The organism is Rahnella sp. NRRL B-41462 (genome assembly GCF_003263525.1).
Classification (GTDB): Bacteria; Pseudomonadota; Gammaproteobacteria; order Enterobacterales; family Enterobacteriaceae; genus Rahnella; species Rahnella aceris.
In genome coordinates this window covers 33,140-48,064 of the sequence record NZ_JYDF01000006.1, presented here as the reverse complement: position 1 = coordinate 48,064, position 14,925 = coordinate 33,140, and the positions used below count along the sequence as shown (strand labels likewise).

Sequence of the window (14,925 nt, the reverse complement as noted above, 5' to 3'; positions counted from 1 at the left end):
GTAAAACCGGCATGCCGGATACCCCAGGAAATTCCCGCGTCACCCCCGCAACAAACCGGCCAGCCAGTGCGTCAGTGCATGCCCATGCCCCCTGATCTAACCCCCAGTGTCAGGCGGATCGCATTGAGCGTTTCTGCCGTGGCTTCCTGCTCACCGGATTTTGCGCGCAGCAAGGTCAGTGCCGGATCACTGCCCGACAGCCACGGCAACAGGCCGATCAATACCACGATGGCGGCCAGCGTCAGCAGGCGCGAAATCAGCGGTATCCACGCGCCGCCGGTCTGGCTCATGCGAACACGGCTGACGGCCATGCAGGTGCGGCAATACAGAGATTCACTCATCAGTCGGCCTGACCCGCACGTTGTGTCGCGGCATTGATTAATGTGCGTTCACGCGGGTCGCGCACTGCATCACGAATATCCGCTGCTTCGCCCTGAATCACCCGTTCATGCAACATTGGAATGGCGGCATCCGTGGCGAGGATCAGGTTTTCAGCCTGCATGATCGCCTGGCGGCGTTCAGTGCCAGCCGGAATAACGGCAGCCTTTTGCAGCGCCTGATCGATGTCAGGGCGGCAAAGCTGCGCAATGTTAAACGACCCTTTGCAGGCAAAATCGCTGTACATATAGGCCACCGGGTCGCCGGAATCCAGCACCGTCGCACGGGATAAAATAAAGGCATCGAACTTGCCTGCCAGCGCGTCAGATTCGATTTGTGAGTATTCGCGCACTACCTGTGTCACGGTAAAACCGGCGGCCTTCAGTTGTTGCGCAAGATACACCGCCACCTCCGGCAGTTCAGCGCGGTCACTGAATGTCGCTAACGTGATGGTTTCACCGGCCGGTTTACGGGCAGCTACCGGATGGCTCACCGGCTGGCGCAGTTGTGCTGCCCAGGGGAGTGCCGGGCCGAGCAGACCCTGCGCCACATCTGCGCGTTTTTCGTAGACATTATCCACCAGTTGCTGACGGTTAATCGCCTCGCGAACGGCGGCACGCCGCGCCGGATCCTGCATGACGCCGAGGCGCGTATTGAGATACAGCGTGTTGGTGCGCGGCATCGGCACCTCGTGGATTAAGTTCTGATCGAGCAGCGGGGCCTGAGACACGGGAATGGCTTCGACAATATCCGCCGTGCCGCTGCGTAATGCCGCGCCGCGTGCGGTGCCGTCCGGCACGAAACTGACATCAATGCCGCTGGCTTTGGCCTTTTCGCCCCAGTAACCGGCGAAACGTTCAAGCCGGGCGCTGCTGGTGCCATTCACCTGCACCAGTTCAAACGGGCCGGAACCGGTATGGCGTGGATCGACCACGCCGCTGGCGCTGTAGGCTTTTTGTGAAAGAATCGCCAGTTGCGGGCTGGACAGACGCTGCGGCAGCAACGGATCCGGCAGTGCGGTGGTCACAATCACCGCCAGTGCGCCGTCAGCCACGGCGGTCAGTTGCACGCCATCCAGAATGCGCGGTTTCGGCGCGGCATGGGCGGCGACGGTCAGTGCATTCACCACTGTGGCGGCATCAAGCGGGCTGCCGTCGTGGAATTTCACACCGGCACGCAGCGCGAAACGCCAGCTGTTATTACCGATTTGCTGCCAGCGGATGGCCAGCGCCGGTTGCGCTTCGCCGAGCTTATCGAGCGTCACCAGCGTCTCTGCTGTACTCCAGCGTGAGAGTTTAAATGCATCGTCGCTGAGCGGCGTCAGACCGGAACGCGGCGGCTGTAACATCGCCAGCCGCAGGCGTTGATCCGCGCTTTTTTCCGGGGTTTTATCGGCTTCACTGAAGCAACCGGTCAGTAAAAGGGCAGCAGAAAGCAGCCCGGCCAGCGGGCTTACACGTAACAGAGACATCAGAAGTTCCTTGTCAGATTGCAGGAGGGGGCAACTGGCGGCAGATTCGCCACATCGCCAGCGCGCTTAAAAAGGGAACGGCGGCCAGCGCCAGCCACGGAATCACTGCGCCCGGGGACGGTGTCAGGGCGTTATCGAGCAGGCCGCCGAGCAGGAAATTGCCCGCGAGCACCGCAGCGCCGCCCATCGACGACAGCGCACCATAATGCGCACCGAGATTATGTTGCCCGGCAAAGCGCGGAATGAGATCCATCCCGACCGGCACAATCAGCATCTGGCCGACAGTCAGCAGGGTAATCAGTAATACGGAAGGCAGCAGCCGCAGCCAGCCTTCCGCCGGTATTGTCCAGGCGAAAAGCGCCACGGCGATAAACGCGGAAGACAGCAATCCGAAGCCCGCAGGTAAAATCCGCGCCGCGCCTATCCGGCGGGAAAAACGCGCCAGCGGCATTTGCAGAACGATCACCAGAACCGAGGCCAGCACGAACAGCGGCCCGAGGTCCTGCTCGCTGCCGCCCGAACGGCGCAGCTCCACCGGCAGCGCCAGATACAACTGGTTGTAGCTGAACAGATAAGCGCTGTAGGCAATAATAAAGGCCACAAAACGCGGCTGACGGAAGGTCTGCCACCACGGCACAATTTTCAGTTCAGCGGCACGTTCCGGTGTGGCGGGCAGCGTGAAAAACAACACCACCAGCGCAATCAGAAACAGACCGGAGCCGGCCAGCGCCACCGGCTGAAAACCGTAACCGGACAGCAGCGATCCGAGCAATGGCCCCAGCACTGCACCCAGTTCCGCGCAGACCGCCGAGAGCGCGAACCATTCTGCCCGGCTGCGTTTTCCGGCTTTCTCGCTGTGCGTTCCTGCCTGTGCCAGCAGCGCTTCGATCGAAGGGGAAAACAGTGCGCCGCCGATGCCGGTCAGACAGGCGCCGAGAATCACCGGTGCCAGTGTGTCGGAAAGCCCGAGCAGCAGAAAACCGGTGATACGCACCACGCAGCCCAGCAGAATGATGACCCGTGCGCCGTAGCGGTCAGACAGTGCCCCGCCGAGCAAAAACATGCCCTGTTGCGAGAATGTCCGCAAACCCAGCACCAGCCCGATCGCCCAGCCGGAAAGCAATAAGTCGTCGCGCAGAAAAATCGCCAGGAACGGCACGACGGCATAAAAGCCAATGTTAAATACCAGATTGCTGGCGAGCAGCAGCGGTGGTTTTGGCGCAGAAGCGCGGGCAATGGAACGGGTCAGCATCCGGTTATCCGTTAACGGTCAAAGGTAAATGAGGAATGGCCTGCAGCAGTTGCCGGGTATGCGTATGGTCCGGGGCGCGCAAAATATCCTGTGTGGCGCGGTCTTCCACAATTTTGCCGCCGTGCATTACCAGCAACCGGTCGCATAGCCCGGCCACCATCGAGATATCGTGCGTGACCATCAGCAGGCCCATGCCATTTTGCTGCGTCACCTGTTGCAGCAGTTGTTTGATCTGCCCGCGCAGGGGAAGATCCAGCCCGCTCACCGGCTCGTCGGCCACCAGAAATTGCGGGCGGATCGCCAGCGCACGGGCAATCGCCAGCCGCTGCGCCTGCCCGCCGGAGAGTCCGGCTGCCGTCCGCCCTATCAACGTTTCGCTCAGGCAGACCTGCGCCATCACGTCAGTCACGCGCAGACGGATATTGCCGCTAAACCCGAGGCGTTTCAGCGGTTCGGCAATAATCTGATAAACGGTCTGAGCCGGTGGCAGCGAACCGGCCGGATCCTGCGGAATGTACTGCACGCGCTGCCGGTATGCGCGCAGAGACCGCGCAGAGCCGGGGCGAATTTTAACACCGGCGCAATATACTTCACCGCTGTCGGGAGATTCAAGCGCCAGCAAGATTTTCAGCAGGGAGGATTTTCCGCAGCCGGACGCGCCGACCAGCCCGAGCGTTTCGTGGTGGCCGATACGCAGCGACAGATGCTCAAAAAGCGCAGCGTGCTGCCTGCGCCAGCCGGAACGCGGCAGGGCGAAATGGCGGCTGACGTTATGCAGATGCAGAAACGGTTCGGTGAACAGATGCAGTGAAGATTCCATCAGACGGCAACCCCGCGCAGCGACGCGGCATTCTGATGCAGCGCGGCGGCCTGTCTTGCAGCGTGAACCAGTTTTCTGGAATAAGGATGTTGCGGATGACGGAGTAACTGCGCCATACCGGCAGATTCCACCAGCACGCCGTTTTCCATCACCAGTGCGCGCTCGCATAGCTGCGCGGCGACGGCAATATCATGGGTGATAAACAGCAGCGCCCGGGGTGATTGCGGGCGGGTGCAGGCGTTATGCATGACCTGTAAAACCTGTTGCTGGGTCAGCACGTCGAGCGCGGTGGTCGGTTCATCCGCCACCAGCAGCGAAGAAGAGGATTGCATCGCCAGCGCCAGGCACAAACGCTGGCGCTGGCCGCCGGAAAGCTCCGCCGGATAACGGGTGGAAAATTGTGCAATATCGCCCAGCCCGACGGCATCCAGCATCGTGCAGATTTCGTCTTCGCTGGCGGCGGGCAGGGCGAGACGTAGCTGTTTTCCGAGCGTCATCAGCGGGTTCAGTGCGGTGGAAGAATCCTGAAAAACCGTGGCGACGCGGCTGGCAGCACAACGTGAAACCGGATGTCTGCCGCGCACTTCGACGCTATTCACCCGAATGCTGCCGCCGTGTATCGCGCCCGCAGGCAGCGTGCCGGTGATGGCTTTGGCAGTCAGTGATTTACCGGAGCCGGAAGCACCAAGCAGACAAACCCGTTCGCCCGCACTGACGCTGAAACTCAGTCCGCTGACGCGTTCTTCACCTGCGAGCCGCACTGTCAGCCCTTCCACCGCGAGAACCGGTTCAGTATTTTGCGTCCTGTTGTATGTCATTCCCTAAACCTGTTCATCGCTGCGACTGTTTTGATATGTGATAACATAACAAAATGTGTCAATTTAATGCAAAAGGTTTTGTGATTTTCTCTGTGCTATTTGCCGGTGCAACTGTGTGCAGCACCCTTTCAGGCAGCGAAATGATGAGTTCGCCGCTGTCGTAGCCGGGACATGATGAAGCAAAGCTGGCAGGAACAATCAGATGATGCGAGATGAATTAACATCTCTCATCATCCTCATGTGACGACATTGAATATCTATTTGATCTGCGAGAAGTGCGGGGAACGCCAGTGCAATTTAGGGGTTAAAAAGCATTGTGGCTGTGCGATGGGGTGTTCATTCATCAGATCACTGATCATGCTGAAGCAGTGCATGGCCAGCTCCCCGCAGTCCTGAGCGACGGTATCAATTTTCACGGACAGCGAGTCGTAAAGATAGTGATCGTCAAAACTGCAAAGATGGATATCACTCTCAAGCAATTGATGCTGGCTCATATAGCGCAGAACCCCTTCCATCAAACCGCAGGAGGCCACGAAAAGCGCTTTGGGTGGACGCCCAAGCCGGGCACACAGCTGCGCAAACATTTCGTAGCCGGAGCTCGGGTGGTAGTTGCCGTACACAATCCAGTCGGGGTCGAGACTGACACCTGCCCGCTGCAGGCCAAGCTGATAGCCTGCGAGGCGATCGCGGGTCGGAGAAATTCGCGGCTGGCCGCCGATAAAATAAAACTCGTCCCGCTGAATTTTCGCTATCCGCGAAACCAGTTCTGCTGAAGATTCGATGGCTTCACAGACAACAATAGGGAGCTGCGTGTCCTGCATATGACGGTCAAACAAAACGACGGGGACTTGCTGGCTGATTTTTACGTATTCCGCATCGCTGAGCATGCTGGACGCCACAATCAGGCCATCGACCTGACGCTGGATGAGATTATTGACCACCATGGTTTCCTGGCTGGTATTTTCATCCGTACAGGCAATCAGCAGCTGCATGCCGTTCTCACGACACAGTGTTTCAAGTTCGTTAGAACAGGCAGCAAAACCGTAGTTGGTCATTTCCGGCACCACCAGCCCCAGGGTGAAACTGCGGCTGACATTCAGCGAGCGGGCGTGAATGCTCGGCTGATAATGATGTTCAGCCGCCACGGCGAGCACCCGATCCCGGGTAGGATCGGAGATACGAAACTTCTTGCTGTGCCCGTTGAGTACCTGGCTGGCAGTCGATTTCGATACGCCAGCCAGTTCGGCTATGCCACTGATAGTGATGCGTTTGGTCTTTTTCACTGCGCCATATTCTGTTGTCCGGAAAGACATTTATTCTATCACGCATTCCGCCAACGACCAGTGGCGCAGCGTAATCTGATGAGAACCCTGCAAGTTCAATTGTGCTGGTAAAACAGGGAAATAGCGTGCGGACATCACCGCTTCTCCGTCATTAATGAAAATTTCAAGGCTCGATGCATCGCTTAACACCGTCAGCTTACGTAACTGACCCTGCCAGACACGATGTTCAGGCTCACCCGTACGCCGGTTTTTACGGCTTAAACGCAGCCATTCTCCGTCGAAGCTGAGGGTCATATCACCACCAAAATCGGCGATGAAGGGGTGCTCAGTGACAATCTCTGTCTCGGCGTGGGTGATGTCCAGAGGCAGGCAATAGTCCGCAATCCCTTGCCATGTCTGCTCGTCACGACGAAGTTGTTGCAGTTCACGGACCGGTTTCTGGATGATTTTTCCCGCGACCAGTGTCAGTTCGCGCGGGCAGGTCAGGGTATGCAGCCAGCCGTTTTGTATCGTTGGCTGGAAAAATTCATCGCCGTCCGGGATCCCCATCCACCCAATCAGCAGGCGTCGCCCGTCATCCGTTTGCGTGGTTTGCGGTGCATAAAATTCGAACCCCAGATCCAGCTCAGCGAAATCGCCGTGCGTAAACGTGGCATTGGCGTAATCCAGTTGTCCGACAAAATAACCCGACTGGAAGGTATTCAGATAACGGTCAGATTCCGCCGCTAAACCTTGCGGGCAGCAAATCAGAATGTCGTTTTCGGCCAGCCGGAATAAGTCCGGGCACTCCCACATGTAACCGAACTCCCCCAGCCCGTGTAAACCTGAACCGGCAATTTCGCCGAGCAGATCCCACGCGGATAAATCGTCAGATCGCAGCAATAACACTTTGCCCTGAAGGCTGAGATCCTGAGCGCCCAGCACCATGTACCAGTGTTTGTCATGCCACCAGACTTTCGGATCACGCACATGTCCGGTATAGCCTTGCGGCAGGTTGAATACCGGCCCGGTTTTATCAAACTCACCCTCAGCATTTTCGCGCGCCAGACACTGAAACGCCGTGCGGCTGCCATCGGGATATTTCACGTTGCCGGTGTAAATCAGCGTCAGTTGGCCGTTGTCTGTTACGGCTGAGCCGGAATAACAGCCGTGGGTTTCGTATTCTTCTGACGGCGCCAGCGCCAGTGGTTCATGCTGCCAGTGAAGTAAATCTGCTGAACTCCAGTGCCCCCAGAACTTGGCACCGTGCGCGCAGGCCAGCGGGTTCCATTGATAGAACAAATGGAATCGACCGTTATGCTGGATAAAGCCATTAGGGTCATTGAGCAGCCCGACCGGCGGCGCGAGATGCCAGCCGGGTCGATAAGGATCTGCCGCCGCTCTGACCTGACCGGCCACCACACTGCGCAGCGCTTTTTTCAGCAAACTGACTTCTGTCATTTTTCACTCTCCGTGTTGTATTTCAGCAGCAATGACAACAGGAATGCGCTGCCGAAGGCAATCACCAGACCAATCAGGTAGCTGAGAATCGAACTGGACTGGACGATGGCCAGCCCCGGAATACCGGTCAGGCCAACCGCCGTCATATTGACGTGCATCGCAACCACCCAGGCGCCGCCGAGCGCACCGCCGACCAGAGCGGCGAGAAACGGTTTCATGAAGCGCAGGTTGATACCAAAAATTGCCGCTTCCGTTATGCCCAACATCGCGGAGAATGCTGAAGGCACGGCAATGGCTTTAATTTTCGCATCACGCGTTTTGAAATAGACCGCGAGACAGGCTCCTCCCTGTGCAACATTCGCCATCGACCAGATAGGCAGCAGGAAATTCACCCCGATATTCGGGTTCCCCAGCAAACCGGCCTCAATCGCATGGAAGCTGTGGTGAATACCGGTGATCACGATAACCGAATACAATCCGCCAAACACCAGACCTGCCACCCAACCGGCATGGGTAATTAACGTGCTGAGAATAAAGGAGATACCGTCCCCGAGCGCACGACCCGCAGGGCCGATGATCAGGAAAGCGATAAAACCGGAAATGATGACCGTCAGGAAAGGCGTCAGGATCAGATCCAGTGCATCAGGGATCACTTTGCGCAGGCGTTTTTCGATGAAGCTCATAAACCAGACCGCCAGCAAAACCGGGAATACCGTGCCCTGATAACCGATCATCGCAATTTCAATACCAAAGAAATTCATGGTATGGAAACCACTGGCAACGCCCCAGGCGTTAGTCAGTGCCGGGTGAGTCAGAATGCCGCCCAGTGTTGCACCCAGGAACGGATTACCGCCAAATTCGCGCGCGGCAGTGAAACCAATCAGGATCGGCAGAATGATAAATGCCGCCGAGCTGAACATATCGAGCATGATAAAAATCGCGCTCTCAGGGTTGGCCCAGCCGTAGGTTTTCACCATGCCGAGCAGCCCCATCAGCAGGCCGGATGCGACAATCGCCGGAATAATCGGCACAAAGATATTCGACAGCACGCGCGCGAGTCGCTGGAAGGGATTGAGTTTTCGCGCCGCAATATCGGCGGCTTCGGATTTGCTCGATTCGCTGATACCGGCCACTTTAATAAACTCGGCGTACACCTTGTTCACCAGTCCCGTACCAAAAATGATCTGAATCTGTCCGGCGTTGCTGAAACAGCCTTTTACGCCTTCCACTTTTTCGATAGCACTTTTGTTGATCAGACTGTCGTCTGCCAGCACCAGGCGCAGACGGGTGGCGCAGTGTGCCGCGCTGGCAATATTGTCCTTCCCACCCAACAGCGGAAGCAGCTCAGTCGCGATTGCATTGATGTTCATAGAATCCCTTAATTTGTCATTACCGTTAACACCCGGTCAGACCGGGTGCTTTTTTTTTTTAAATCAAACCCTGCCGTTTAGAACCAGGTTTCCATCTGGATGCCGAAATTCCACTGTCCGCCCGCTGTAAAGCCATCAGTACCAAATGAATCACTGGAGGAATAACTGTCGAGTTCTTTGCTCCAGTCCATGTAGGTGGCAAAGAAGCGGATTTCAGGGCGGCTCAGCATGTTGCTGATATCGCCCACTTTGAAGGTCGGTGCGAAGGTCAGTTTGTAGAAACCGCCTTTCACTTTGTTGTAATCGCTGTAACCCTGCGGATTGAGATCCATATACTGATAGCTGCCTTCATACGCCAGCTCGAAGTTCTCGGTAATTTGCTGAATCAGCCGGGTGTTGAAGGTCAGCCATTTATAGTCATCGCCGGAGACATAACGGTCTTTGCTCTGCTGAGCCAGAACAGCCGGAGCAATACTCCAGTTTTTGCTGATCGGTGTGATGCCGTAGGTTGCCAGACGCAGCGTACTGGCATCGTCAGTCAGATGTCCATCAGAGCCCAGTGCTTTCACCTCCGCCCCCAGTCCGTGACCGTAAAGCAGCGCGGTTTTGGATGACCCTTCACGCAGACCATAGAAACTGTCGCCGTGGTACGCCAGCATGGTATGGAAGCCGGTGTCCGCCGCATTAGTGATCCCATTTGTGCCGGTATTTTCGCGATCCTGATTGTTTTTGGCACGCAACCCGCTCAGCATCCACTGGAAAGGCCCGGCATAGTTGTTGGCTGTGACAATGTAATTTTCGATGCGGGTATCATCGTTGTTATCGTCTTCAAGATCGTCAAAGTTTCTTCCGTAAAGCGAGAAGTTACTTTTCAGGTTATCTCCCCATTTGACGTCATAGATCCCGCCGCCGGTCCCCGCCAGGAAGATGATGTCGGAATCGAGCCAGTGAATGTCGAAATTATCGCGGTCAAAGCGTTTACCCGCCCACAGCGTGGAATCTTTCCACGGACCGGTGAACGTCGGCAGCGAGCCGAGTTCAACAAAGGCCTGACGGATATTTAAATCGCTGGTCGCGCCGGTCCAGTCGTTGTAGCTGCGCTGACCGTCAGCCAGCATGACTTTGTAGCGGGAAGTCGCGCCGCTGGCCATTGTCTGGTTATGCTCCAGATTCAGCTCAACGTAGGTGTTGTTTTCATTGCCAAGACGCCCGACTGCACCGCCTGTTTGTCCGGCAGGCGTCACGTACGGGCCGCTTTCCGTGGAGGTCGCCGAGTCATTCATGATCACGCCGGAACGGGCATATCCCGTGAATTTAAACCCGCTGTTATCACTGCTGTTTTTATTGTTATCAGCGGCTAACGTTTCAGTGCGTTTAGCCACATCGGCAGTTTGCTGCTGGGTGATTTCAGCCGTCTTCGCCACCTGACGGGTTTGCTGTTCGTTGCTGGCGGTGCGAGTTTCGAGTTGCTTAACCTGCTGTTCTGCCTGCGTAGCACGGGCTTCTGCCTTAGCGGCGCGGCTTTCGGCGAGTTGTAGTCGTTTTTCCATCGCCGCAAAGCGCGCTTCAATCGCACTGGCGGAGATATCGGCACCCTGGGCCGCAGAAGAAAGAATAAGTCCAATAGCAACAGCAAGATAGCGAGGTTTCATCATCATTTTTATCCCTTCAGAGGAAGTTTAATTATTATGGGAAAACCATTTTGCTAAATTGCTAAACTGGTTTTCCTGAGCACAATAAACACCCGTTATGTATTTACGCAACGAAGTTCGGCAGACTTGTGCTGGATTTGTGATCTTGCTGGCAATTCCATCTCTCGTCCTGAAAATTCATTTGCTCTTGATTAGCTAAACCGGTTCTTCTATTTTATCGACAGACGATTTATCAGGATTTAAAAAAGGAATGAAGATGAATAACCGGGTTTGGGTTTTGGGTGACGCCGTGGTGGATCTGATCGCTGAAGAGGATGACCGCTTATTAAAATGCCCGGGCGGGGCACCGGCGAATGTTGCCGTCGGGATCCGCCGCCTCGGGGGAGACAGCGCATTTATCGGACGCGTGGGCGATGACCCTTTCGGGAAGTTCCTGATGAAAACCCTCGCGGATGAGGGGGTGAACATTGACTGTATGTACCTTGACCCTCATCACCGTACCTCCACCGTGGTGGTGGAAAACGATGCTGACGGCGAACGCTCTTTCACGTTTATGGTGCGTCCGGGTGCGGATTTATTCCTCCAGGCCACCGACATTCCGGCTTTCCATCCCGGGGATTTTTTACATTTATGCTCAATCGCGTTATCTGCGGAACCTTCACGTTCCTCCGCCTTTCTGGCAATGGCGAAGATGAAAGCGGCAGGCGGTTATGTCTGTTTTGATCCCAATATCAGGCATGACTTGTGGTCTGATGAGGGACAACTGCGTGAAAATCTTGCCCGCGCCTTGTCGCTGGCTGATGTGATTAAAGTCTCAGAGGATGAGCTGGAATTTCTGACGGGCGAAGCGTTGCTGTCGGAGGGGATGCTGCGTCTGTGTGACCGCTATAATCCCGAGCTGCTGCTGGTCACGCAGGGAAAACTGGGGGTTTCGGTTTACCGGAAAAATAATGCCAGTCGTGAAGCACTATCCGGCCCCGAAGTGAAAGCGTTGGATACCACCGGCGCCGGAGATGCTTTTGTCGCCGGATTACTGGCCGGGCTGGCGCAACACTGGCCGCTGACCTCGGAGAGTGTCTGGCAACAGATCATTCATCAGGCACTGGCATGCGGTGCTCTTGCCACCACCGCCAGAGGCGCAATGACTGCATTACCCGACAGCGTTACCTTAAAAGCGTTCTCCTCTCAGGGGTAACCGCGCCCGACGATGTTGCCCGGACCGCAACTGTTCACCCGACGAAAATAATGTAAGTAATCTGTAATCCAACGTCATGTTTTACGAAAATCAAATGTTTGCCGCTGAACCTCCTATATATCCCACAGTCTGTTAGCGAGGTTATTTCTTCTGATAGCAAAATATTTTGTTAACAGGAATTTTTGTTAGTTGAAAAACGGCGAGCACGGATCACATGACAATGAAAAAATTACTCTTAGCGTCGCTGCTGTTCAGCAGTGCCCCGGTTTTTGCTGCCGGCGGGTTTGTCGTAAAAGACATTCACGTCGAAGGATTGCAGCGGGTCACCGTCGGCGCAGCCTTGCTGAGCATCCCCGTGCGCGTGGGCGATACGGTATCCGATGACGATATCAGCCAGACGATCCGTGCCTTGTTTGCGACCGGCAATTTTGACGATGTGAAGGTGCTTGAAGATGGCAACACGCTGATTGTTCAGGTGAAAGAGCGGCCAACGATTGCCAGCATTACGTTCTCGGGCAACAAAGCCATAAAGGACGAGATGTTGCAGCAGAACCTGGAAGCCTCAGGGATCCGCGTCGGGGACGCGCTGGATCGCACCACCATTTCGTCGATTGAAAAGGGACTGGAAGATTTTTATTACAGCGTCGGCAAATACAGCGCGAGTGTAAACGCGGTGGTGACGCCGTTGCCGCGTAACCGCGTGGACGTGAAACTGGTCTTTACCGAAGGCGTGTCGGCAAAAATTCAACAAATTAATATTGTGGGTAATAAAGCTTTTACCAGTGACGATTTAATCGCCCATTTCCAGCTACGCGATGAGGTGCCGTGGTGGAATGTGATTGGCGATAAAAAATATGAAAAACAAAAACTGTCAGGTGATTTAGAAACACTTCGCAGTTTTTATCTCGACCGCGGTTATGCCCGTTTTAATATTGATTCCACCCAGGTCAGTTTAACGCCGGATAAGAAAGGGATTTATATTACCGTCAATATTACTGAGGGTGCGCAATATACCGTGTCCGGCGTAGTGGTGACCGGCGACATGGCCGGACATTCTTCCGAAATTGAATCGCTCGCCACCATTCCTGCCGGTGAATTGTATAACGGCGCGAAAGTCACCAAAGTGGAAGGTGACATCAAAAATCTGCTGGGCCGCTACGGCTATGCCTATCCGCATGTCACGACGCAAAGCGACATTAATGAAACGGATAAAACCGTGAAACTGCATATCAGCGTGGATACCGGCAACCGTTATTCGGTGCGCCGCATTCGTTTTGAAGGCAATGACACCTCGAAAGATGAAGTGCTGCGGCGCGAAATGCGCCAGATGGAGGGCGCGTGGCTGGGCAATGATCTGGTGCAGAAGGGCAAAGATCGCCTCAACCGTACCGGCTATTTCGAGTCGGTTGATGTGGATACCCAGCCGGTGCCCGGTTCAGCGGATCAGGTTGATGTGGTGTATAAAGTTAAAGAGCGTAACACCGGCACATTCAACGTGGGCCTGGGTTATGGCACCGACAGCGGCATCAGTTATCAGTTGGGCGTAACGCAGGACAACTGGCTGGGCAGCGGTAATACGGTCAGTTTCAGCGGCACGCGCAACTCCTATCAGACCTATGTCGAAGTCTCGGCCACTAACCCGTATTACACCGTTGATGGCATCAGCCTTGGCGGCAAAGTGTTCTACAACCATTACGACGCGGAAGATAACGATCTGGCGGCGTATAATCTGCAAAGTTACGGCACAGGCGTGAATCTTGGCCTGCCGGTCAGCGAAAACAATACGCTGAATCTGGGGCTGGATTATGTTCACAGTACGCTGAGTGATATGGAACCGCAGGTCGCGGTCTGGCGCTATCTCAATGCCAGCGGCGTACATCCGGGGCTGGTAACGACGTCCACCAACAGCGATGCACAACTGAGCACCAATGACTTCTTCGCCAGTGTCGGCTGGGCGTATAACGATCTTAACCGTGGCTTCTTCCCGTCATCCGGCACGCGCGCCAGCCTGGCGGCAAAAGTGACCACGCCTGGCTCGGACGATAGCTACTACAAAATCACCTTTGATGCCAACCATTACATTCCGCTGAGCGACAAATCGGACTGGGTATTAATGGGCCGCGCCAAAGCCGGTTACGCGGCAGGCATTGGCAGCAACGAAGTCCCGTTCTACGACAACTTCTATGCAGGTGGCTCCAGCTCGGTTCGCGGTTTCTCCTCCAACACCATCGGGCCGAAAGCGGCATATTACAAATGCAGCAGCGCGGACAGCTCGTATTCCACCTGTCCGGTGACCAAATCGACTGATGCGGTGGGCGGTAATGCGATGGCGATTGCCAGCGCGGAACTGTATGTGCCGACGCCGTTCATCAGCGAGAAATACGCCAGTTCAGTGCGCACCTCATTATTTGTCGACTCCGGTACGGTGTGGGATACGAGATGGAAAATACCTCAGCGACCGAAGCCGCGGGTATTCCGGATTACAGCGACCCGACACATATTCGTGTTTCCAGTGGTATTGCGTTGCAATGGCAATCCCCGCTCGGCCCGCTGGTGTTCTCTTATGCGCAGCCGCTGGTGAAATATGAAGGGGACAGTGCGGAGCAATTCCAGTTTAATATCGGTAAGACGTGGTAATAATAACGCTGTCTTACAAAGTTATTACTTTTTACAGACGCAATGAGAATAGAAAATAAATCTGATTCAATTATAATGCCGGCATGATGTTTATTGAGCAACCCTTAGGGTAAAACATCATGCCATTATAATATTGTTGGAGTTCTTCCTTTTAAGGGCTGCCCCTGTGCGGCCCTTCTTTTTATTCGTTTATCACAGCAGAAATAAGCGATTATTCTGCTTTGTGGTAATTCCCTTGCGCATCGGCACTTTCAAAAATCATTGAAACGGAATTGACACAATGGCGCAGATTCTTCTCGGTTAAATATTCCCCCTCAAAGACATGCCCCAGATGTGCCTTGCAGTTGGCACACACAATTTCTGTTCTGCGGCCATCGGCATCCGGTACACGTTCTACCGCACCCGGAATTTCATCGTCGAAAGCGGGCCAGCCGCAATGGGATTCGAATTTGTGTTCTGAGGAATACAGCGGCGCAGAACATCTTTTACAGACGTAACGGCCCGGTGAAAAGTGGTCGTTATACTCACCGGTATTCGGGCGCTCTGTCCCTTTGTTTTCGATGACAAAACGTTCAAAATCATTCAGTTCTCTGTTCATTATCATTGCTC

At 55.1% G+C, this 14,925-nt stretch carries 10 protein-coding genes and 2 pseudogenes; 2 read left to right on the top strand and 10 right to left on the bottom strand.

The genetic code is table 11. From position 1 onward, the window contains the following. The 9 genes and pseudogenes from UC14_RS02205 to UC14_RS02165 all read right to left on the bottom strand — a co-directional run. Positions 1-341, bottom strand: a pseudogene (locus UC14_RS02205) (ABC transporter permease); the annotation flags it as partial. Continuing rightward, on the bottom strand, positions 341-1,849 hold the full coding sequence (locus UC14_RS02200) for an ABC transporter substrate-binding protein (protein ID WP_112197155.1): 1,509 nt from the start codon (positions 1,847-1,849) through the stop codon (positions 341-343). The pseudogene UC14_RS02205 and the gene UC14_RS02200, both read right to left, overlap by 1 nt. 13 nt (positions 1,850-1,862) lie before the next feature. Then, on the bottom strand, positions 1,863-3,101 hold the full coding sequence (locus UC14_RS02195; protein ID WP_112197154.1) for an MFS transporter: 1,239 nt from the start codon (positions 3,099-3,101) through the stop codon (positions 1,863-1,865). A gap of 4 nt (positions 3,102-3,105) precedes the next feature. Then, on the bottom strand, positions 3,106-3,921 hold the full coding sequence (locus tag UC14_RS02190) for an ABC transporter ATP-binding protein (RefSeq protein ID WP_112197153.1): 816 nt from the start codon (positions 3,919-3,921) through the stop codon (positions 3,106-3,108). Continuing rightward, positions 3,921-4,739, bottom strand: coding sequence for an ABC transporter ATP-binding protein (locus tag UC14_RS02185; protein WP_112197152.1), 819 nt, complete (start codon positions 4,737-4,739; stop codon positions 3,921-3,923). The genes UC14_RS02190 and UC14_RS02185 overlap by 1 nt, the downstream gene beginning before the upstream one ends. 257 nt (positions 4,740-4,996) lie before the next feature. Further along, positions 4,997-6,052, bottom strand: a complete 1,056-nt coding sequence (locus UC14_RS02180; protein WP_013578075.1) for a LacI family DNA-binding transcriptional regulator — start codon at positions 6,050-6,052, stop codon at positions 4,997-4,999. Continuing rightward, entirely contained in the window at positions 6,053-7,462 is a 1,410-nt protein-coding gene (locus tag UC14_RS02175) for a sucrose-6-phosphate hydrolase (RefSeq protein WP_112197151.1), read from the bottom strand. Continuing rightward, positions 7,459-8,832, bottom strand: a complete 1,374-nt coding sequence (locus UC14_RS02170; protein WP_013578077.1) for a sucrose-specific PTS transporter subunit IIBC — start codon at positions 8,830-8,832, stop codon at positions 7,459-7,461. Before UC14_RS02170 ends, UC14_RS02175 begins: the two co-directional genes overlap by 4 nt. A gap of 77 nt (positions 8,833-8,909) precedes the next feature. After that, the gene (locus UC14_RS02165; protein WP_037032764.1) at positions 8,910-10,490 is read right to left on the bottom strand and encodes a carbohydrate porin; all 1,581 of its coding nucleotides are present in this window, start codon (positions 10,488-10,490) and stop codon (positions 8,910-8,912) included. A 250-nt stretch (positions 10,491-10,740) separates the two neighbouring features. On the opposite strand from UC14_RS02165, the gene UC14_RS02160 reads away from it, so the two are divergent. Further along, positions 10,741-11,679: an aminoimidazole riboside kinase gene (locus tag UC14_RS02160; protein WP_112197150.1), complete on the top strand. Its 939-nt coding sequence runs from the start codon at positions 10,741-10,743 to the stop codon at positions 11,677-11,679. A 214-nt stretch (positions 11,680-11,893) separates the two neighbouring features. After that, a pseudogene (gene bamA / locus UC14_RS02155) lies at positions 11,894-14,316 on the top strand (outer membrane protein assembly factor BamA). Positions 14,317-14,527: 211 nt separating this feature from the next. Here bamA and UC14_RS02150 read toward each other — a convergent pair. After that, positions 14,528-14,914: a methionine-R-sulfoxide reductase gene (locus UC14_RS02150; protein ID WP_013578081.1), complete on the bottom strand. Its 387-nt coding sequence runs from the start codon at positions 14,912-14,914 to the stop codon at positions 14,528-14,530. Between the last annotated feature and the right edge of the window lie 11 nt (positions 14,915-14,925).

Coding starts and splice junctions, on each gene's coding strand:
- UC14_RS02180 (WP_013578075.1), bottom strand. CDS start 6,052: ATGTCTTTCCGGACAACAGAATATGGCGCAGTGAAAAAGACCAAACGC.
- UC14_RS02150 (WP_013578081.1), bottom strand. CDS start 14,914: ATGAACAGAGAACTGAATGATTTTGAACGTTTTGTCATCGAAAACAAA.
- UC14_RS02175 (WP_112197151.1), bottom strand. CDS start 7,462: ATGACAGAAGTCAGTTTGCTGAAAAAAGCGCTGCGCAGTGTGGTGGCC.
- UC14_RS02170 (WP_013578077.1), bottom strand. CDS start 8,832: ATGAACATCAATGCAATCGCGACTGAGCTGCTTCCGCTGTTGGGTGGG.
- UC14_RS02165 (WP_037032764.1), bottom strand. CDS start 10,490: ATGATGATGAAACCTCGCTATCTTGCTGTTGCTATTGGACTTATTCTT.
- UC14_RS02200 (WP_112197155.1), bottom strand. CDS start 1,849: ATGTCTCTGTTACGTGTAAGCCCGCTGGCCGGGCTGCTTTCTGCTGCC.
- UC14_RS02190 (WP_112197153.1), bottom strand. CDS start 3,921: ATGGAATCTTCACTGCATCTGTTCACCGAACCGTTTCTGCATCTGCAT.
- UC14_RS02160 (WP_112197150.1), top strand. CDS start 10,741: ATGAATAACCGGGTTTGGGTTTTGGGTGACGCCGTGGTGGATCTGATC.
- UC14_RS02185 (WP_112197152.1), bottom strand. CDS start 4,739: ATGACATACAACAGGACGCAAAATACTGAACCGGTTCTCGCGGTGGAA.
- UC14_RS02195 (WP_112197154.1), bottom strand. CDS start 3,101: ATGCTGACCCGTTCCATTGCCCGCGCTTCTGCGCCAAAACCACCGCTG.